At 65.1% G+C, this 17,765-nt stretch carries 21 protein-coding genes and 2 tRNA genes; 19 read left to right on the top strand and 4 right to left on the bottom strand.

Going from position 1 to position 17,765, the window contains the following annotated elements; translation table 11 throughout:
* The 3 genes from HCO70_RS00565 to HCO70_RS00575 all read left to right on the top strand — a co-directional run bounded on the left by HCO70_RS00565 (nt 1) and on the right by HCO70_RS00575 (nt 2,390).
* Nucleotides 1–486 (top strand): TRAP transporter small permease, encoded by a 486-nt coding sequence (locus tag HCO70_RS00565; protein WP_172292081.1) that lies wholly within the window; start codon nt 1–3, stop codon nt 484–486.
* A 46-nt stretch (nt 487–532) separates the two neighbouring features.
* On the top strand, nt 533–1,315 hold the full coding sequence (gene hpaH, locus HCO70_RS00570; protein ID WP_172292083.1) for a 2-oxo-hept-4-ene-1,7-dioate hydratase: 783 nt from the start codon (nt 533–535) through the stop codon (nt 1,313–1,315).
* 82 nt (nt 1,316–1,397) lie between these two features.
* On the top strand, nt 1,398–2,390 hold the full coding sequence (locus tag HCO70_RS00575; protein WP_172292085.1) for an ABC transporter substrate-binding protein: 993 nt from the start codon (nt 1,398–1,400) through the stop codon (nt 2,388–2,390).
* 149 nt (nt 2,391–2,539) lie between these two features.
* Here the strand turns inward: HCO70_RS00575 and HCO70_RS00580 are convergent.
* Nucleotides 2,540–2,614: transfer RNA gene (locus tag HCO70_RS00580), tRNA-Thr, on the bottom strand.
* An 89-nt stretch (nt 2,615–2,703) separates the two neighbouring features.
* Between HCO70_RS00580 and HCO70_RS00585 the strand changes: the two genes are divergently transcribed.
* The 12 genes from HCO70_RS00585 to HCO70_RS00640 all read left to right on the top strand — a co-directional run bounded on the left by HCO70_RS00585 (nt 2,704) and on the right by HCO70_RS00640 (nt 10,803).
* Nucleotides 2,704–2,841, top strand: a complete 138-nt coding sequence (locus HCO70_RS00585) for a hypothetical protein (RefSeq protein WP_172292087.1) — start codon at nt 2,704–2,706, stop codon at nt 2,839–2,841.
* A gap of 7 nt (nt 2,842–2,848) precedes the next feature.
* Nucleotides 2,849–4,117, top strand: a complete 1,269-nt coding sequence (gene murA / locus HCO70_RS00590) for a UDP-N-acetylglucosamine 1-carboxyvinyltransferase (RefSeq protein WP_172292089.1) — start codon at nt 2,849–2,851, stop codon at nt 4,115–4,117.
* Nucleotides 4,114–4,590, top strand: coding sequence for a DUF2948 family protein (locus HCO70_RS00595; RefSeq protein WP_172292091.1), 477 nt, complete (start codon nt 4,114–4,116; stop codon nt 4,588–4,590). The genes murA and HCO70_RS00595 overlap by 4 nt, the downstream gene beginning before the upstream one ends.
* A gap of 224 nt (nt 4,591–4,814) precedes the next feature.
* On the top strand, nt 4,815–6,128 hold the full coding sequence (gene hisD / locus HCO70_RS00600; RefSeq protein ID WP_172292093.1) for a histidinol dehydrogenase: 1,314 nt from the start codon (nt 4,815–4,817) through the stop codon (nt 6,126–6,128).
* Nucleotides 6,125–6,613 (top strand): UPF0262 family protein, encoded by a 489-nt coding sequence (locus tag HCO70_RS00605; protein ID WP_253913077.1) that lies wholly within the window; start codon nt 6,125–6,127, stop codon nt 6,611–6,613. The genes hisD and HCO70_RS00605 overlap by 4 nt, the downstream gene beginning before the upstream one ends.
* 7 nt (nt 6,614–6,620) lie before the next feature.
* On the top strand, nt 6,621–7,082 hold the full coding sequence (locus HCO70_RS00610; RefSeq protein WP_172292095.1) for a low molecular weight phosphatase family protein: 462 nt from the start codon (nt 6,621–6,623) through the stop codon (nt 7,080–7,082).
* Nucleotides 7,083–7,094: 12 nt separating this feature from the next.
* Nucleotides 7,095–7,682 (top strand): GNAT family N-acetyltransferase, encoded by a 588-nt coding sequence (locus tag HCO70_RS00615; protein WP_172292097.1) that lies wholly within the window; start codon nt 7,095–7,097, stop codon nt 7,680–7,682.
* Nucleotides 7,679–8,551, top strand: coding sequence for a carbon-nitrogen hydrolase family protein (locus tag HCO70_RS00620; RefSeq protein ID WP_172292099.1), 873 nt, complete (start codon nt 7,679–7,681; stop codon nt 8,549–8,551). The genes HCO70_RS00615 and HCO70_RS00620 overlap by 4 nt, the downstream gene beginning before the upstream one ends.
* An 85-nt stretch (nt 8,552–8,636) precedes the next feature.
* Entirely contained in the window at nt 8,637–8,855 is a 219-nt protein-coding gene (gene infA / locus HCO70_RS00625) for a translation initiation factor IF-1 (protein ID WP_007205486.1), read from the top strand.
* 173 nt (nt 8,856–9,028) lie between these two features.
* Nucleotides 9,029–9,604 carry a nucleoside triphosphate pyrophosphatase gene (locus HCO70_RS00630; RefSeq protein ID WP_172296030.1) on the top strand — a complete coding sequence of 192 codons (576 nt, stop codon included), beginning with the start codon at nt 9,029–9,031 and terminating at the stop codon, nt 9,602–9,604.
* Nucleotides 9,601–10,626 carry a ribonuclease E/G gene (locus HCO70_RS00635; protein ID WP_172292101.1) on the top strand — a complete coding sequence of 342 codons (1,026 nt, stop codon included), beginning with the start codon at nt 9,601–9,603 and terminating at the stop codon, nt 10,624–10,626. Before HCO70_RS00630 ends, HCO70_RS00635 begins: the two co-directional genes overlap by 4 nt.
* A 102-nt stretch (nt 10,627–10,728) precedes the next feature.
* Nucleotides 10,729–10,803 (top strand) — tRNA-Phe (locus HCO70_RS00640).
* A 481-nt stretch (nt 10,804–11,284) separates the two neighbouring features.
* Here HCO70_RS00640 and HCO70_RS00645 read toward each other — a convergent pair.
* Nucleotides 11,285–12,913, bottom strand: coding sequence for an MFS transporter (locus HCO70_RS00645; protein WP_371742128.1), 1,629 nt, complete (start codon nt 12,911–12,913; stop codon nt 11,285–11,287).
* Nucleotides 12,914–13,090: 177 nt separating this feature from the next.
* Here HCO70_RS00645 and HCO70_RS00650 point away from each other — a divergent pair, with 177 nt between their 5' ends.
* The gene (locus tag HCO70_RS00650; protein ID WP_172292105.1) at nt 13,091–13,267 is read left to right on the top strand and encodes a hypothetical protein; all 177 of its coding nucleotides are present in this window, start codon (nt 13,091–13,093) and stop codon (nt 13,265–13,267) included.
* 275 nt (nt 13,268–13,542) lie between these two features.
* The gene (locus HCO70_RS00655; RefSeq protein ID WP_172292107.1) at nt 13,543–14,475 is read left to right on the top strand and encodes a LysR substrate-binding domain-containing protein; all 933 of its coding nucleotides are present in this window, start codon (nt 13,543–13,545) and stop codon (nt 14,473–14,475) included.
* Nucleotides 14,476–14,537: 62 nt separating this feature from the next.
* Here HCO70_RS00655 and HCO70_RS00660 read toward each other — a convergent pair whose 3' ends face one another.
* Both HCO70_RS00660 and HCO70_RS00665 read right to left on the bottom strand, forming a co-directional pair.
* Complete coding sequence (locus HCO70_RS00660; protein ID WP_216665209.1) at nt 14,538–14,882, bottom strand: MaoC family dehydratase; 345 nt, start codon at nt 14,880–14,882, stop codon at nt 14,538–14,540.
* 11 nt (nt 14,883–14,893) lie between these two features.
* Nucleotides 14,894–15,343, bottom strand: a complete 450-nt coding sequence (locus HCO70_RS00665; protein ID WP_172292109.1) for a hypothetical protein — start codon at nt 15,341–15,343, stop codon at nt 14,894–14,896.
* A gap of 187 nt (nt 15,344–15,530) precedes the next feature.
* Between HCO70_RS00665 and HCO70_RS00670 the strand changes: the two genes are divergently transcribed.
* Both HCO70_RS00670 and HCO70_RS00675 read left to right on the top strand, forming a co-directional pair.
* Nucleotides 15,531–16,316 carry an SDR family NAD(P)-dependent oxidoreductase gene (locus HCO70_RS00670; RefSeq protein WP_172292111.1) on the top strand — a complete coding sequence of 262 codons (786 nt, stop codon included), beginning with the start codon at nt 15,531–15,533 and terminating at the stop codon, nt 16,314–16,316.
* A gap of 181 nt (nt 16,317–16,497) precedes the next feature.
* Nucleotides 16,498–17,706: a CaiB/BaiF CoA-transferase family protein gene (locus HCO70_RS00675; RefSeq protein WP_172292113.1), complete on the top strand. Its 1,209-nt coding sequence runs from the start codon at nt 16,498–16,500 to the stop codon at nt 17,704–17,706.
* Nucleotides 17,707–17,765: the final 59 nt, after the last annotated feature.

A 17,765-nucleotide genomic window follows, 5' to 3' on the forward strand; every position in this document is an offset into this window, starting at 1 on the left:
ATGCGACCGCTGTCCCGCTCCTTCGCCGCCATCGCGCTTCTGGGCTCCGTCGGGCTCCTCGCGGCGACGCTGGTCACCATGCTCGACGTGGCGGGCCGCATCGCCGGCGTCACCCTTATGCGCGGGGCCATCGATATCGTCGGCCTGTCGGTCGTGCTGGCGGTGGCGCTGGCGGTCGCGGAATGCGAGTGGAACGACCTGCATGTCCGCGTCGAACCGCTCTCGGCCTGGATGCCGCGCGCCTGGCGTCGTCTGGCCGATCAGGCGTGGCGGCTCGTCGCCGTCGTCGTGCTGGGCGCGATCGCCTGGTCTTCGCTGAAAGAGGGGCTGCTCTCGCACGGCTATGGCGAGGTTCTGCCCGCCCTGGACCTGTCGCTGATCTGGCCCGCCGCCATCGCCGCGGCCGGCTTCGCCATCGGGGCGCTTGCCGCGGCTCTGGCAACACTGCGACGGCCGCGCGGCGCGGACGACGGAGCCGGGCCATGACAACACCCATTGTCCCAGCCAATGACACGAATACCAAGAGGACCCCATGCTAACCGACACACAGCGCCGCGAGGCCGTCGCCTCGCTTCTCGAAAGCCACCGCACCAAGGTCCAGGGCAAGCGCCCGTCCGAGATGTTTCCCGACATCGAGATCGAGGACAGCTACGCGATCTCGTCCATGGTCGCCGAGGCCCGCGTGGCCGAAGGCCAAATGATCGTCGGCCACAAGATCGGCCTTACCTCCAAGGCGATGCAGGCGGCCTCGAAAATTGACGAACCCGATTACGGCTATCTCTTCGACGACCTCGTGCTGTCCGACGGCGCGAAGGTGCCGTTCGAAAGCTTCTGCGTGCCCAGGGTCGAGCCGGAACTGACCTTCATCCTGAAAGAACCGCTCACCGGCCCCGGCGTCGGCCTCGTAGACGTCATGCGCGCAACCGAATGGGTCGTGCCGTCGATCGAGATCATCGACGCAAGGGTGACCGAGCCGCGTAGGATCTTCGACACCGTGGCCGACAACGGCGCCGCCGCCGGCATCGTGCTGGGCGGGCGCCCGGTCCGGCCCGAGGACGTGGACCTGCGCTGGGTCGGCGCCGTCTTCTACCGCAATTCCGAGATTGAAGAGACTGGCATCGCTGCCGGGGTACTGGGCCATCCGGCCATGGCCATCGCGTGGCTGGCCAACAAGCTCGGCCCCTTCGGCACCACGCTGGAACCCGGCCAGCTCATGCTGTCGGGGTCCTTCACGCGCCCCGTCTGGGCGGCGAAGGGCGACACGTTGCACGCCGATTTCGGGCCGCTGGGCGCGGTGGCGGTTCAGTTCGTCTGACGCGTCGGCGGGTCAGTGGTCGACAAAACCGTCCTCGGACCGGCATGATTGGCCGGGACGGACCGGGCATAGGAGGGGTATCATGGGCAATCTGCATCTTTCGGTGGCGGTAGGCGACTACGACCGTACGCGGCCGCTGATCGACGGCGACGTCAGGATCGATGGTGTAGACCCGGTTTTTCTCCGGCTGTCTCCCGAGGAGATTTTTTTCCGCGCCTTTCGCACCCGGGACTTCGATATTTGCGAGCTTTCAATGAGCTCGACGGTGGTCAAGATCGCGAACAGCGATTGCCCCTACGTGCCGATCCCCGTCTTTCCCTCGCGGGCATTTCGGCACACCTCTCTCTATATCAACGCGACCAGGGGCATTAGCAGGCCCGAAGATCTGCGTGGCCGCCGGGTGGGGCTCGGAGAGTATCAGCTGACGGCCAATGTCTGGGCTCGGGCGCTGCTGGAGGATGACTACGGCGTGCGTCCCGGCGAAATCGACTGGGTTCGCGGTGCGTTCGAAGATCTGGGCGGGCGTCCCGAAAAGATCAGCCTCGACCTGCCACCGGATATCCGGATTACTGACGCGCCGGCTGACAGGACGCTTGCGCAGATGCTGGCGGACGGCGAGATCGACGCTCTGGTCGGCCCCCGGATGCCGTCCACCTTCGGTGCGGACGGGCCGGTGCGCTGGCTGTTCGACGATCCGTTGAAGGAGGCGCAGGACTATTATCGGCGGACCGGGATCTTTCCGATCATGCACCTCGTCGGCATTCGCCGCGAACTCGTTGATACCAATCCGTGGCTGCCAGCGACTGTCCAGAAGGCATTCGAGGCGTCCAAGGCGGAATGCCTGTCGCGGCTGTCCGACACGTCGGCCACAAAGGTGACGCTGCCCTTTGTCGAAGATCAGCTGCACCGGGCGCGCCGGCTTATGGGTGCCGATTTCTGGTCCTATGGTGTCGACGACAACCGCAAGGTGCTGGACACGTTCCTTGACCACCATCACCGGCAGGGACTGTCCCGGCGCCGTGTGTCCGTTGACGAGCTGTTCCATCCCTCGACCTACGCCACCGCGCGCATTTAGGTCCGTACGTCGTAAGTCACGGGCAAATAGAGTGTGGTCTCGCGGAGATGCATCATCGCTTATAGGTGGCTCACCGCGATCAGTTTCCTACTGCCGATCCGAATTGCCGGCGGATTGCTGCGTCAACGGATTTTCAGTGCGAGTGACGATGGTGCTGCCGGAGAGATTTGAACTCTCGACCTCTCCCTTACCAAGGGAGTGCTCTACCCCTGAGCTACGGCAGCCCGTTTCGTGCGCGGCTGATTAGACGCAATCCGCCGAGGGCGCAAGCGCAATCTGGACGGTTCCCGGGACGTGCGGTACACAAGGCTGCATGGGCAAGAAAACGGGGCAGACACCGCGGCCCAAGGGCGGCCAAAACCGCGAAGACCGGTTGAAGGCGGCGCTGAAGGCCAATATCGCGCGGCGCAAGGCGCAGGCGAAAGCACGCGGCAAGAAACCCGAGGAGTGAGGCAAAGATGGATTCAATTCTGGTCCGGGGCAATGGTGCCCTTTCCGGTGAAATACCGATCGCAGGGGCGAAGAACGCCTGCCTGACACTGATGCCGGCGACGCTCCTGTCGGAGGAGCCACTGACGCTGACCAACGCGCCGCGGCTGTCGGACATTAAGACTATGTCGACGCTGCTGCGCTCGCTGGGCGCGGAGGTGGTCAGCCTGCAGGACGGCGGCGTTCTGGCGATGTCGAGCCACGACCTGACCAGCACCTGGGCGGACTACGACATCGTCCGGAAGATGCGCGCGTCGAACCTGGTGCTCGGGCCGCTGCTGGCGCGGATGGGTCACGCAGAGGTGTCGCTGCCCGGCGGCTGCGCGATCGGCGCGCGGCCGATGGACCTGCATATTCACGGGCTCGAGGCGCTGGGCGCCGAGATCGAGCTGAAGGATGGCTATCTGTTGGCAAAGGCGCCGAAGGGGCTGAAGGGCGCGGAGATAGCGCTGCGCTTCGCTTCGGTGGGCGCGACGGAGAACATCGTTATGGCGGCGGCGCTGGCGCGCGGCACGACTGTGCTGACCAACGCGGCGCGTGAGCCGGAGATCGTGGACCTCGTGAAATGCCTGCGCCAGATGGGCGCGCAGATCCAGGGCGAGGGCACCGAGCGGATCGAAATTCAGGGTGTGGACCGGTTGCATGGGGCCACCCATGAGGTGGTAGCCGACCGGATCGAACTGGGCACTTACATGCTGGCCCCCGCGATTGCCGGCGGCGAGGTGGAATGTATCGGCGGGCGGCTCGACCTGCTGGGCGCCTTCGTCGAAAAGCTGGATGAGGCCGGCGTCGCGGTAGAGCAGACCAATCGCGGCGTGAAGGTGTCGCGCAAGAACGGGCGAGTGAAGGCGGTCGACGTGACCACCGCAGTCTTCCCCGGTTTTCCGACCGACCTGCAGGCGCAGATGATGGCGCTGATGTGCACCGCCGAGGGTGTCAGCGAGCTTCACGAGACGATCTTCGAGAACCGGTTCATGCATGCGCCGGAGCTGGTGAGGATGGGCGCGGATATCGAGGTTCATGGCGGCACCGCGACCGTGACCGGCGTGAAGAAGCTCAAGGGCGCGCCGGTGATGGCGACAGATCTGCGCGCTTCAGTCTCGCTGATCCTGGCGGCGATGGCTGCCGAGGGCGAGACACGGGTGGCGCGGGTCTATCACCTCGACCGTGGCTATGAGCAGCTGGAGAAAAAACTCATGGGTGTCGGCGCCGAGATCGAGAGGATCTCCGGCGAATGAGCCAGGACGCCCGCTTCGAAGATGCCGACGAGGCGCCACTGCACCTGGTCGCGCGCGAGGCGGAGGGGTTGCAGGTGATCTCGGCCCTGGTCCAGGACGCGGTCTTCCCGGCGGGCGAGATGCGGTGGCTGGCGAAGGAGCGGCGCTTTGCGCTGCTGCTCAACCGGTTCCGGTGGGAGGACAAGGCGGCGGCGGAGCGGCGCGGCGAGTATGAGCGGGTGCGCTCGGTGCTGGTCGTGGATGACGTGCTGAAGGTGTCGAGCCAGGGCATCGACCGCGGCGATCGGGACCTGATTCTGTCGCTCCTCTCCATCGGCTTCGAGCCGGGTGAGGACGGGGCCGGGCGGCTGGAGCTGGTGCTGGCCGGGGACGGGGGCATCGCGCTGGAGGTGGAGGCGCTGGAGGTCACCCTGCGGGACGTGACCCGGCCCTACAGGGCAGTCTCGGGACACGCGCCGGGGCACCCGGATTAGGGGCGTCCCCATGGGGACGGGGGGTCAAGTCATTGATTTCAGGCATGTTAGCGCAAACGTCTGATTGCGGACATTCCGCTTTTTCTTCTGGTTGAAAATATCCCGGGGGGTCCGGGGGGCAGCGCCCCCCGGCCTCACCGCAGCGGAAACGCCCGTCCATTCCAGGCGCAAGCTTGTGATGCATTTCCCCCGCCGCTATTGGAGTTCGGCGAGGAGTGCTGCCGATGCCGATAGTCCTGTCGACCACAGAGCCCGATTTCGAAGACCGTTTCGCCGCCTTCCTGTCGACGAAACGCGAGGACGCGCCCGACGTGGACGAGACCGTGCGCGCGATCATCGAGGATGTGCGGGCCCGGGGCGACGCGGCGGTCATCGAGCTGACGGCGAAGTTCGACCGGCTGGAGCTTACGCCTGAAACGCTGGCGTTCTCGGCGGAAGAGATCGAGGCGGAATGCGCGAAGGTGCCTGCGGCGGAGCGCGAGGCGCTGGAACTGGCCGCCGACCGGATCCGGGCCTATCACGCGCGGCAGATGCCAGAGGATGCAAGCTGGACCGATGCGGCCGGCGCGACGCTTGGCTGGCGCTGGACGCCGGTGTCTGCGGCCGGGCTTTACGTGCCGGGGGGGCTGGCCTCTTACCCGTCGTCGATGCTGATGAACGCGATCCCGGCGCAGGTGGCCGGGGTGGAACGGCTGGCGATGTGTGCGCCGACACCGCGTGGCGCGGTCAATCCGCTGGTGCTGCTGGCGGCGAAACTGTCGGGCGTCGAAGAGGTCTACCGGATCGGCGGCGCGCAGGCGATCGCGGCTCTGGCCTATGGGACAGAAACCATCGCGCCGGTCGACAAGATCACCGGGCCGGGCAATGCCTTTGTCGCAGCGGCGAAGCGGCGGGTCTTCGGCAAGGTCGGCATCGACATGATTGCGGGGCCGTCCGAAATTCTGGTCATCGCGGACCGGCACAACGACCCGGACTGGATCGCCATCGACATGCTCAGCCAGGCCGAACATGACGAAAGTGCGCAGGCGATCCTTGTCACCGACGACGCCGGGTTCGGGCAGGCTGTTGCGGCGGCGGTGGAAAAGCGGCTGCAGGTGCTGGAGCGGCGCGAGATCGCGGCCGCGTCCTGGCGCGATTTCGGCGCGGTCATCGTGACGCGCGATCTGGAGGAAGCGGCGGCGCTGTCTGACCGGGTGGCGCCCGAGCATCTGGAACTGTGCGTCGAGGATCCCGAAGCTCTGTCGCAGCGGATTCGCCACGCGGGCGCGATCTTTCTCGGGCAATGGACGCCGGAAGCCATCGGCGACTATGTCGGCGGGCCGAACCACGTGCTGCCGACGGCGCGGTCGGCGCGGTTCTCTTCCGGCCTTTCGGTAATGGATTTCGTCAAGCGTACGACGCTGGCGCGGATGACGCCCGAAGCCCTGCGCGCCATCGGCCCGGCGGCCGAGACACTGGCGCAATCGGAATCGCTGGAAGCGCACGGCCTGAGCGTGCGGGCGCGGCTGGAACGGCTGAACGAGGGGGCAGAGGGATGACCGACGCCACCATGGACCTCCGCTCCGTCACCATCGATGACAGCGGGCTGCCGGCGCCGACGCCGGAGATCGAGCAGGAACGCAAGGTCGCGATCTTCGACCTGCTGGAGGACAATTCCTTTCGCCTGCCGGATCGCGACGGGCGCGAGGTGCCGCCGCCGCCCTATGATCTGGAGCTGTGCATCCGCGAGCGGCGTCTGGTCTTCGACCTGAAGGGCAACAAGGGGCAGGTTGCCGAATTTCATCTGTCGCTGGGTCCTTTCCGGCAGGCGGTGAAGGATTATTTCCAGATCTGCGAAAGCTATTTCGACGCGGTCAAGCGCCTGCCGCCAAGCCAGATCGAGGCCATCGACATGGCCCGCCGCGGCATCCACAACGAGGGCGCGCGCATCCTTCAGGAGCGGCTGGAGGGCAAGGCCGACGTCGACATCGACACGGCGCGGCGGCTGTTCACCCTGATCTGCGTGCTGCACTGGGGCGGGTGAACGCGCGATGACCCGGCTCCCCTCCTCGGTGTTGTTCTGCTGCGACCACAACGCCGTGCGGTCGCCGATGGCCGAGGGGCTGATGAAGAAGCTTTACGGGCAGGACTGCTACGTACAGTCAGCCGGGGTCCGAAACGACCTGGAGATCGATGGTTTCGCTGTCGCCGTATGCCAGGAGCTGGGCGTGGAACTGTCGCGCCACCGGTCGCGCAGTTTCGAGGAAATGAAGGAGTGGGGTGACGACCTGTCGAGCTTCGACCTGATCGTCGCGCTGTCGCCGGCCAGTCAGCGGCTGGCGCTGGAGATGACCCGGCTTTACCATCAGGACGTGGAATACTGGCCGATCATGGACCCGACGGGACTGGGCACGAAGCGCGAGGAAAAGCTGGTGTCCTACCGGCAGACGCGCGACCAGATCCTGAAGCGGATGCAGGAACGCTTCGGACCGGGGAAGGCGGAGGGCGAGTGAGATCGTATTTCAATGCCGATTGAAATAAAGACACTCACGGGAGTAGCGGTCGATAGCGTGCTGGACGATCTCGCGCGGCTGCGGATCGAGGTGTTCCGGGCCTGGCCCTATCTTTACGACGGCGATCTGGCCTACGAAAAGCGATACATGGCGAGCTATGCCGACAGCGCGGATGCGATCCTGGTTGGGGCGTTCGACGGCGCGCGGCTGGTCGGCGCCGCGACCGGTACGCCGATGGAGGATCACGCGGACCAGTTCGCCGAGCCCTTCGCGGCACGCGGCCTGACATTGACCGACATCTTCTATTGCGCGGAAAGCGTGCTGCTGCCCGGCTGGCGCGGGCAGGGGATCGGGCACGCCTTTTTCGATGCGCGTGAGGCGCATGCGCGGGCGCTGGGGCGACGGTACAGCGTGTTCTGCGGCGTGGTGCGGCCCGGCGATCACCCGATGCGGCCCGCGGACTACCGTCCGCTCGACGGGTTCTGGCACAAGCGGGGTTACGCACCGATACAGGGTGCCATCGCCCGGTTTTCGTGGAAGGATGTGGGCGACGCGGCAGAGACCGAGAAGCCGCTGCAGATGTGGATGCGAGACTTATGAAGATTGCGACGGCGGCCTACCCGGCGGACTGGTTCGGCGAATGGGCCGATTACGAGAAGAAGCTGACCGCCTGGGTGACGGAGGCGGTCGGGGCAGGGGCCGATCTGCTGGTTTTCCCCGAGTATGGCGCGATGGAGCTGGTGTCGCTGGCGGGCGAGGGCGTGGGGATGGACCTTGAAGCTTCGGCGCGGGCGGTCTCGGACCTGATCCCGCAGGCCGACGAGCTGCATGCGAGGCTGGCGGCGGAGCATGGCGTGCATATCCTGGCCGGGAGCGGCCCGGTGATGACGGGCGAGCGGCCGGTCAACCGGGCGCGGTTCTTTGGGCCCGAAGGCATGCTGGGCTATCAGGACAAGCAGATCATGACGCGCTACGAGCGCGAGATCTGGGACGTGCGGCCGGGCGATCCGCTGACGCTGTTCGACACGCCGCTGGGGCGGATCGGCATCCTGATCTGCTATGACAGCGAGTTTCCCCTTCTGGGGCGGGCGCTGGTCGATGCGGGTGCCGAGATCCTGCTGGTGCCGTCGCAGACCGAGCGGCTGTCGGGTTATTCGCGCGTGAGGATCGGCGCGATGGCGCGGGCGCTGGAGAATCAGTGCGTCGCCGTGCATTCGCCGACGGTCGGGGCGGTGGAGTGGTGCGAGGTGCTAGATACGAGTACCGGCGCGGCGGCGGTCTATGGCCCGCCGGATCTGGGCTTTCCCGATACCGGGGTGATCGCGCAGGGGGACCTGAACGTGCCGGGCTGGGTCTATGCGGATGTCGATATCTCTGCCGTGGCCCGTGTCCGCGCCGAGGGGCGGGTCTTTAACCACGCCGACTGGGCGCTGCAGGACGCCCCGTCAAAAAACGTCAAGTTTGGCTGAGCAAGCGCCTGAGAACTTGAATATCGCCGCGAAAGAGCGCATTTAAGCGGCGCCCGCATGGGGCGGGCGTGAATATGGAGTGACCATGGCCAAGGAAGAACTGCTCGAATTTCCCGGCGTCGTGAAGGAACTCCTGCCGAATGCGACGTTCAGGGTCGAGCTGGAAAACGGCCATGAGATCATCGCACATACGGCAGGAAAGATGCGCAAGAACCGGATCCGGGTGCTTGCCGGCGACAAGGTGCAGGTCGAGATGACGCCCTACGACCTGACCAAGGGCCGTATCAACTATCGGTTCAAGTAGACCGGCGTGATGCTGCGGCGGATGGTTCGGACCGTTGTGCGGTCCGGCGCGGCGGGGGGCTTTGCACCCGCCGTCCATCGTGTTTGTGCCGATGGCGTACTCGTTGCGGCCCCCCGGGATGTTTTCAGCCGGAGGAAGCGGGCGGACTCGCCTTTCAGCTTCCAATGCCTGCGATGCGGCTGATCCTGGGATCGGGCAGCCCGCGGCGGCGGGAGCTGCTGGGGCAGCTGGGCATCGTACCTGACGCGGTGACGCCGCCGGATGTGGACGAGACGCCATTGCCCGGAGAGTTGCCGCGCGACTATTGCCGGAGGATCACCGCCGCGAAGGCGGAGGCGGTCGAGGGCGGGCCGGAGGATGTGATACTCTGCGCCGATACGACGGTGGCGCTGGGCCGCCGCATCCTGGGCAAGCCCGCGGATGCGGGCGAGGCGGCGGAATTCCTGTATGCTATGTCCGGACGGCGGCATCGCGTGATCACCGCGGTGGCGGTGAAGCGCGGTGCGCGGATCTGGGAGCGGGACGTTGTGGCGCAGGTGCGGATGAAGCGGCTGTCGGATACCGAGGTGAACGGTTACCTCGCGACCGGCGACTGGGAAGGCAAGGCGGGCGCCTATGCCATCCAGGGGCCGGCGGGCGCATTCATCCCGTGGATCCAGGGCTCCTACACAGCCATTGTCGGCCTGCCGGTTTTCGAGACCGCGCAGCTGTTGCAGGCGGCCGGCTGGCCGGTCTGGGGGCAGGGATGAAAGGCAGCGTGATCGCCCTTGGCGAATGGCGCGGACGGGGCGCCGCGGCGCGGCTGGTCGACGGGCAGCTCGACGACCTGTTGATCGATCCGCCCGACGACACGCCGCGCCCCGGCGCCATCTACCGCGCCATCGCCGACCGGCCGATGAAGGGGCAGGGCGGCGTGACGGTGAAACTGTCCGGCGGCCAGCGTGGGTTCCTGCGCCAGTCCAAGGGCTTGCGGCCCGGGCAATCGCTGCTGGTGCAGATCGGGACCTATGCCGAGCCGGGCAAGGCGGTGCCGGTGGCGACGCGGCTGCTGTTCAAGAGCCGGTTCGCCATCGTGACGCCCGATGCTCCGGGCGTGAACGTCTCGCGCCAGATCAAGGACCCCGAAGAACGCGCCGCGCTGGAGGCGCTGGCCGTCGGCATGGTGCCTGAAGGAACGGGGCTGATCCTGCGGTCCGAAGCGGCGGGGATGCCCGACGATGTCGTGGCCGGCGACATCCGCACGATGACGGATCTGTCGCAGGCCATCCTGGGCGATGCGGAGGGCCGGGAGCCCGAGCTGCTGCTCGACGGGCCCGACGCCCACCAGACAGCCCTGCGCGACTGGCCGGAACCAGAGCTTCTGGCGGACGGTCCTACCGCGTTTGCCGACCACAGCATCGACGACCTGATCGAGGCGGCGCTGTCGCCGCGGCTGCCGCTGTCGGGCGGCGCCATCGCCTATGTCGAAGCGACCCGCGCGCTGGTGGCGGTGGATGTGAACACCGGTGGCGATACCTCTGCCGCGGCGGGATTGAAGGCCAATCTCGCGCTGATCCGCGCCCTGCCGCGGGCCCTGCGCTGCCGCGGTCTTGGCGGCCAGATCACGGTGGATTTCGCGCCGCTGCCGAAACGCGACCGCCGTCAGGTGGAAACCGCGCTGAAGGCCGCGTTCCGGGCCGATCCGGTGGAAACCATGCTTGCCGGCTGGACGCCGCTTGGCCATTTCGAACTGCAGCGCAAGCGCGAGCGCGCGCCGCTGGACTGGCGCTGAAACGACGCGGCGGCGCGGCCGTGAAAAATCCCGCGATGCCACTGGACAGTGCCGGAAAGCAGCTATAAACAGCGCCGACCCGAGCGGATGCCGCTCACCCGTGCCCGGGTAGCTCAGGGGTAGAGCAGTGGATTGAAAATCCTCGTGTCGGTGGTTCGATTCCGCCCCCGGGCACCACAAGCTTCCAGTCCAAGAAGTCAGCCACCCGGATGGAAACGCTGTCACACCCGTTAACGTGCCTTCGAATGTGCGACACATTTTTATGTTTTCGTTTCGACGTCATGCGCTTCGGGGCGGTTTTTGGGAGAGTCTGTTGACCCGCCGCGCGTGCATATCGTGTCACCTTTTCCAAGGTATAGCGTCAGGTGATCGCCAGGAACTTGAACTCGGTGCATCCCCATTCAAAAACGGTTCGCCGCGGCAGCCTTTTTTGAAGTGACTGATGTGAGCGTCACAAGTGCGCTTCATCCCGGATTTTGCGGAAGGTCCTTCGTGCGCTTTTTCCGTCCCGGCAGAGGTATTGAGAAACCGCGCAAGCCGTAGAGTTTCTGCTCGTGCCGGATCTGGCACAGTTTGTTGCGTTCGGTCGGAACTGATGGGTGCGTTCATCCAGATGGTAGGGAATTTCCACGCATGGAGGCCGGGTGATTGACCCGAGTTAGCTGGATCGGACCGGGTAGGCCGTATCTGCCTCCTTCGACGACACCCATTGTCTTTCGATCAGGCGGCGGACGACGGGGGTGCCCGGCCCGCGATGGAGCAGGCGAAGGTTGTCGAAGACCTCCGCGTCGGCGGCTGTCCGTCGCTGATTGTGGCGGATGTAATCGCCCCATGTCGCGACGTGATAGGACTCGCTCCATTGTTCGGGGCGTTCGATGTCGCGCAGCAGGACCCACTGTTTTGCTCCGTCGCGGATCCGGATGCGCCGGCGCCGGGCCATGAGCTGCAGAAACGCCTCGGTGTCCCCGGTATCGATCAGGTATTCGACGACCACCATGATCGGGCCGGCCTTGTAGGTCAGGCCGAGTTTGGCTTCGGGCGTCCGGAAACGGTTCAGAGGTTCGAGGTTGGCCGTACTGACCGACGGCAGCGGTTTCCACAGCCCGATCAGTGCCCCGAGGGCCAGCACCAGCGCCGCCGCGAGGAAGGTCGCCGTCAGTCCGGCGGTTTCGGCGGCCCAGCCCCAGAGCAGGCTTCCCAGGGCCATGCCGCCGAATGCGCCCGCCTGATAGATCGACATCACGCGGCCGACGACCCACCGGGGCGAGAAGAGCTGTGTCGAGGAATTCAGGATGGACAGCACCAGCACCCAGCCGCACCCCGACAGCAGCAGGGCCGGCGCGCAGATCCAGGGGCTTGCCGAGAGCGCCAGTGTCAGGGTTCCGATGGCCGAGCCGATGAATCCCAGCCGGGCGACACCCTCGTTTTCGAAGCGCCGGCGCAGGGGCCGGTTTATCGCCGCGGCCACGACCGCGCCTGCACCGAAGAAGGCAAGCATCAGACCGAAAGTATTGGCGGTGCCTTCCAGAGTATCCCGCACAAGGACGGGCAGAAGCGCGGGGGTGACGATCGCCGACGATCCGAACAGCAGCGCGCGGAAGATCAGGCGCTGCAGGTCGGGCGACATGCTGGTGTATCGCAGGCCCCCGGATATCGCGCCCGCGAAGCTCTCGCGCGGTAGCGGGCGTTCGGTCGCAGGCGGGTTCCAGGCCTTCAATGCGAAGATGATGCCAATGAAGCTGGCGGCGTTCACCGCGAAGGCCCAGGCGGCGCCGGCCGTGGCGACGATGAGCCCGCCCAATGCCGGGCCCAGGCTGCGCATCCCGTTGTAGCCCATGGCGTTGAGGGTGACGGCCTGGGGAATGTCGTCTCGCGGGACGATATCGCCGACGGAGGCCTGCCATGACGGGGCATTCAGCGCGCCGCCGCAGCCGATCAGGAAGGTGAAGCCAAGCAGCGACCAGGGGGACAGGACGCCCGCAAAGGCCAGAACGGTCAGGGCGACCGAGACGGCGAACATGGTGCACTGCGCCGTCAGCATGACCTTGCGGCGGTCGAAATTGTCGGCGACCACCCCCGCGAACAGCGAGAAGACCGTCTGCGGAAGCCAGACGGCGGCTTGCACCAGGGCGACCATGCCTTCGGATGAGGTGAGCGACACCATCAGCCACGCGGCGCCGACCATCTGCACCTGCGTGCCGAAATGCGACATCACCGACGCGATCCAGAGCGACCGGAACGTGCGGACGCGGAAGGGCGAGGAGGATGAACCGGGGCCCGCGGTCACGTAGGGAGCCTTTTTCCGGCCCGACGGGGACACGGGCGTGGTGCGCGAAGACGTCGCTGCCGCGCGGAGGTCGCATGCGTGCTGTGTGGTCCCAAGGCTCGTTCCCATCCGGTTGCGACGCCGAGCCTACGACTGTCGCAGCGGGGAGACTTGTGAGTAAAGCTTCCAGGTCACCGCGTGAAACTCACCCTCGGGGATCGACAGGCCCGCGGCCGGACTTCTGTTTCGACGGCCATGCTGACAGTCGCGATCGCGCCGTGGGGTTATAAGGCTTACGAGGAAAGCCACACCGGCGTGGACCGGGCGGACCCGGCGGCGCGGATGGCAACGGGAGTGTGCGATTATCTGGTGTGAACGAAACGACGGATAACCGTCGGGATCCGCCGCAGTCCCCGGAAACTGCGGGCCTATTTTCAGTTTGGATTTGCATAAAGTGCAAATTGACCGTAGCTTTTCTGTGAGTTTTTCTTGGGACGCGCGGCCCCTTCTTACATTCGGACGACCGGATTTCCGGCGTCCGATTGGTGCCGATCCGGTTCCCGGAGAAGCGGCTTCGAAGAGGATCGAGGCAGGGGGCTCCGGTGCTTGGCGAATGATGCAATCGGCCACGACCGGGATGGGAGGAAAACATGCACAAGCGCCAGTTGCCACTCAACGCGCTAAGAAGCTTCGAGGTCGCGGCGCGGCAGCTCAACTTCAGCGCGGCGGCGACAGAACTCGGGGTGACGCACGGCGCCGTCAGCCGCCAGATCTCCATACTGGAAGCGACACTCGGGCTGAGGCTGTTCGTACGCGGTTACCCGATGAGCCTTACCGAGGACGGGCAACGGCTGTTCGAAGGCATCGCGCCTGCGTTCGAGCGTATCATGACCGCGATGAGCGAGATCGAACAGGGCAGCCCCAAGTATGTCGTCGCGGTCAATGCGCCACCCACATTCACGATCAAATGGTTGATTCCGCGCATGTCCGTGTTCATGCGTCGGCACCGCAACATCGATGTCAGGATCACGACTGGAACCAGCCTGCCGGCCGGCGGGCGGTCCGCCGATGTACTGATCCGGCGGTTCGGGTCCCATCGCGTCGAATTCAAGCCGAAGACATTTCTGACTGGCGAACTCGTGGCGGTCTGCGCGCCTGAATTGCTGGAGAAGGAAACGCTGAGGTCGCCCCTGGATATCGTCAAGTTCCCCCTGATCGAGGCCGCGACAAACCCGGGCAGATGGATCGAATGGTTCAGGTCGGCCGGCCTCAACAAACCCGCCGACGCGCGTTTCGTCCATTTCGAGGAGATGTTCCTTGGCCTTCAGGCCGCGATGGAGGGTTTGGGCGTCGCGCTTGTGCCGCTGCCGCTGGTTGCCGACGACCTTGCGGCATCCCGGCTGGTCGTCCCGGTCCAGTCGTCGCTTGTGCAGGGGTTCGACTACGGGTTTCATGCCACGCCTCTGGGCGTCAACGAGCGGGCCACGGCGGCCTTTGTCGACTGGCTGAGTGTCCAGGGCGAAGAAAGCAACTCCATGGCGCGGTCGCTTGTCCTGTCTGCCTTTGCCGAGAGTGAGGCATAGGGCCGAAACGAAGACAGCCCGCGCCGATGGCGCGGGCCGTCATTCCGGTTTCTTAACTCAGGTCAGTCGTCCGTGCGAAGCTTGGCGCTGCCGACAAGCGTTGTGTCGAACTGCGACTCGCACTTGGCGGTGCCGTCTTCGTCCAGACTGACAACAAGGTTGTCGCCCGGGCAGACAGGGCGGACGAACTTCACCGTCAGTTCACCGCGATAGTGCCAGTCCGTGCCATACTTCCTGGCGGCGAGATCGGCCACATAGCCGGTATACATCAGGCCGTGACCCAGCGTGCCGCGAAAGCCGCGTTCCTTCGCGTAGGCATCGTCGTAGTGCAGAATGTCGTTGTCGCCGTTCAACTTGCCGTAGTTGTCGAACATCTCTTGCGTCTGCGGAATGGTTCTTTCGATCATGGTTGTTGTTCCTAGTCCGGGAATGCCGAGGTGTGGAGAATGGAGGTCAGCTGCTGTCCGTCGGCGCGATGGAAATCGACCTGATAGCAGATGTATTTGCGGCCCTTCTTCTCGTACTTGTCGGTGAGGCGCCCGGTGCCGACCACCTCTGTGGTTTCGTCCGCCCAGATCGGATGGAAGAACTTGAACGTGTTACCGATCATGATGCCACCCTGCTGCGGCGGGTACTTCCGGTACATGACCGCCATCAGATAGACGGCCACGACGTTCGGCGGCGCAGCCTGACGGCCGTCGATGACGTAGTTGGATGCTTCCGCACTGACCACCGACATGTATTCTTCCACGATGTCGGGCGTGATGGTGAACCTCAGCTCGGGAAATTCCGAGCCGATTACCCAATCCTTGTACAATGCGGCGGGCTGTTCACCCTCTCTCGGTTTGACTTCGCTTGGTCGTGTCATCTTTCATCATCCAATTGCCAGTGTGCCGGCGAATACTCGGTTCCGGCTCGTTCCGATTGCAATCGAAATTGAGGAAGATGCCTGTGAGAATTTCTCTCAGCCTGAATGTGCTGGCGGCTTCGTAGGCTGACCAGGAAACCGGCCCGCTGTGGGTCGGGCTGGAAGCGTTCAGAGGGAGGGTAAGTTGATGACGGAAGCAGGTTTGGCGGGCGATGCAGCGGGGCTCGGGCTGGAGGGAAGGACGGTTGTCGTCACCGGCGCGGGAAGCGGGCTGGGCCGCGCTTTCGCACTGGGGTTCGCGCAGGCGGGCGCTTACGTCGTTGCCGCGGACATCGTCGGGGCGTCCGCGGATGAGACGGCGATCAAGGTCGAACAATCGGGCGGCCAGGCCATCGCCGTCACGGTCGACACAACGGATCCGCAATCCCTTGACCGTCTTCGCGACGCGGCACTGACCCGCTTCGGCGAGGTCTCGGTGCTGGTGAACAACGCCGCGATCTATGGCGGTCTGCGGCGTGCGCCCTTCGAGGAAATCGACCCGGCAGAGTGGGATCGCGTGCTGGCTGTGAACGTGAAGGGCGTGTGGCTTGCAACCCGCGCGCTTTCCCAACCACTGCGTGACGCACGGGGCGCGGTGGTCAATGTGGCGTCGACCGTCGCCATGACCGGTTCGCAAAACTGGCTGCACTATGTCGCCTCGAAAGGGGCCGTCCTTGCGATGACCCGTGCTCTCGCGCGCGAGATGGGCAATAGCGGTGTGCGAGTCAATGCAATTGCACCGGGCTTCACGCTGACCGACGCCAGCCTGGACCTGTTCCCCGACGCTGCCGGACATCGCGTCGATCAGAGGGCCCTGGGGCGCAGTGCCGAGGCCGAGGATATCGTCGGCGCGGCCCTGTTTCTCGCCTCGCAAAGATCGGGATTCACGACCGGTCAGACGCTGGTTGTCGACGGCGGCAGCCACTTTCTTTGAGCGGCTTGGCAAGGGTCGTTCAAGGGCACGATATCCTGTCAAGAAATCTCAAGCCGATGTCAGTGAAAGTCGGTTGCGGTCTGTAAATGATCTAGGTCAAGGTTGTGAAAATTCCGTCCTTCAAGTTCCCCAGCGAAACCGAAGCGGCGACAAGAATGCGAAGCTTCCGGGAGGGACGTACTTGCTAAATTCGTTTCGAATACTTGATCTTACGTGGGTTCTGGGCGGGCCGTTCGCCGGTCAGCTCCTGGCACAGCTTGGCGCCGACGTGATCAAGGTAGAAACTCTGAGTGGCGATTTCTCCCGCAGCGTCCCGCCGCACTTCATCGAGAACGACTCCGCCTATTACCTGTCCGTCAACCGGGGGAAACGGGGGATCGCGCTCGATCTCAAGTCGCCTGAAGGGATGGAGGTGTTTCGTGACCTCGTGCGCAGCTGCGATGCCGTGGTCTACGGTTTTGCGCCCGACGTCCCGAAACGGCTGGGCATCGACTACGAGAGCCTGTCGGAGATCAACCCGAAGATCTGCGTGGCAGAGCTTATCGGTCTTCACGATCAGGGCGATTACTCCCGCGCGCCCGCTTATGACCTGATCGTTCAGGCGATGGGCGGCGTCATGAGCATCACGGGCGAGGAGGACGGTTCGCCGGTGCGGGTCGGCTATCAGATCGGCGATCTGTCTGGCGGCCTTTATCTTGCTCTCGGTCTGACGGCGGCGCTTGCGCGGGCCGCGCGCGAGGGGCAGGGCGCCAAGGTTCAGATCTCGCTTTACGACTGTCAGGTTTCCCTGCTGACATGGCAGGCGCAGAACTACTTCGCGTCGGGAACCATTCCGGTCGCGAGGGGGTCGCGCAACCCGGTGCTGACCCCAAGCGAGGTCTACCGCTGCGCGGACGGGCGTTACCTTGCGGTGTCGCCGACGGGCGACGCGTTCTGGAAGAAGTTCTGCGAACTGATCGGCCGACCCGACCTTCCGGAAAGCGCCGAGTTCGGCAAGCGGCCAGACCGGCTGCGGAACGCCGACGCGCTGATAGAAATCCTCGCCGATATCTTCAGCAAGAAGCCGGCGGAAGACTGGGTGAAGATGTTCTTCGAGGCACGCGTTCCGGCGGCGCTGGTGCAGAACGTGGCCGAGGCCGTGTCGCATCCCGTTGCGCAGGCGCGCAGGATGGTGGACGATGTGCCCAACCCGGCGACCGGGTCCCACGTGAAATTCCTCGGCAATCCCTTCAAGTTTTCCGGCCAGCCGCAACTTGGCTACCCGCCGCGTCACGGCGGGAACACCGAGGAGGTCCTCTCCGGGGTGCTCGATTATTCACCAGAGAAGATCAAAGAGCTCGTGGCCGTTGGTGCAGTCGGTACCGGAACGCCGGCCAAGGCGGCAGAGTAGCTTGACGATTGGCTGAATAGTCGGACCACTCACACGTGGATAGCCGGGGCAAACCGGCG

This window comes from Pseudoruegeria sp. HB172150, assembly GCF_013184805.1.
Taxonomy (GTDB): domain Bacteria; phylum Pseudomonadota; class Alphaproteobacteria; order Rhodobacterales; family Rhodobacteraceae; genus Psychromarinibacter.

Bases quoted from the DNA above. Each gene is read 5' to 3' on its own strand.
- HCO70_RS00565 (WP_172292081.1), top strand. From the start codon at position 1: ATGCGACCGCTGTCCCGCTCCTTCGCCGCCATCGCGCTTCTGGGCTCC.
- hpaH (WP_172292083.1), top strand. From the start codon at position 533: ATGCTAACCGACACACAGCGCCGCGAGGCCGTCGCCTCGCTTCTCGAA.
- HCO70_RS00575 (WP_172292085.1), top strand. From the start codon at position 1,398: ATGGGCAATCTGCATCTTTCGGTGGCGGTAGGCGACTACGACCGTACG.
- HCO70_RS00585 (WP_172292087.1), top strand. From the start codon at position 2,704: ATGGGCAAGAAAACGGGGCAGACACCGCGGCCCAAGGGCGGCCAAAAC.
- murA (WP_172292089.1), top strand. From the start codon at position 2,849: ATGGATTCAATTCTGGTCCGGGGCAATGGTGCCCTTTCCGGTGAAATA.
- HCO70_RS00595 (WP_172292091.1), top strand. From the start codon at position 4,114: ATGAGCCAGGACGCCCGCTTCGAAGATGCCGACGAGGCGCCACTGCAC.
- hisD (WP_172292093.1), top strand. From the start codon at position 4,815: ATGCCGATAGTCCTGTCGACCACAGAGCCCGATTTCGAAGACCGTTTC.
- HCO70_RS00605 (WP_253913077.1), top strand. From the start codon at position 6,125: ATGACCGACGCCACCATGGACCTCCGCTCCGTCACCATCGATGACAGC.
- HCO70_RS00610 (WP_172292095.1), top strand. From the start codon at position 6,621: ATGACCCGGCTCCCCTCCTCGGTGTTGTTCTGCTGCGACCACAACGCC.
- HCO70_RS00615 (WP_172292097.1), top strand. From the start codon at position 7,095: ATGCCGATTGAAATAAAGACACTCACGGGAGTAGCGGTCGATAGCGTG.
- HCO70_RS00620 (WP_172292099.1), top strand. From the start codon at position 7,679: ATGAAGATTGCGACGGCGGCCTACCCGGCGGACTGGTTCGGCGAATGG.
- infA (WP_007205486.1), top strand. From the start codon at position 8,637: ATGGCCAAGGAAGAACTGCTCGAATTTCCCGGCGTCGTGAAGGAACTC.
- HCO70_RS00630 (WP_172296030.1), top strand. From the start codon at position 9,029: ATGCGGCTGATCCTGGGATCGGGCAGCCCGCGGCGGCGGGAGCTGCTG.
- HCO70_RS00635 (WP_172292101.1), top strand. From the start codon at position 9,601: ATGAAAGGCAGCGTGATCGCCCTTGGCGAATGGCGCGGACGGGGCGCC.
- HCO70_RS00655 (WP_172292107.1), top strand. From the start codon at position 13,543: ATGCACAAGCGCCAGTTGCCACTCAACGCGCTAAGAAGCTTCGAGGTC.
- HCO70_RS00660 (WP_216665209.1), bottom strand. From the start codon at position 14,882: ATGATCGAAAGAACCATTCCGCAGACGCAAGAGATGTTCGACAACTAC.
- HCO70_RS00665 (WP_172292109.1), bottom strand. From the start codon at position 15,343: ATGACACGACCAAGCGAAGTCAAACCGAGAGAGGGTGAACAGCCCGCC.
- HCO70_RS00670 (WP_172292111.1), top strand. From the start codon at position 15,531: ATGACGGAAGCAGGTTTGGCGGGCGATGCAGCGGGGCTCGGGCTGGAG.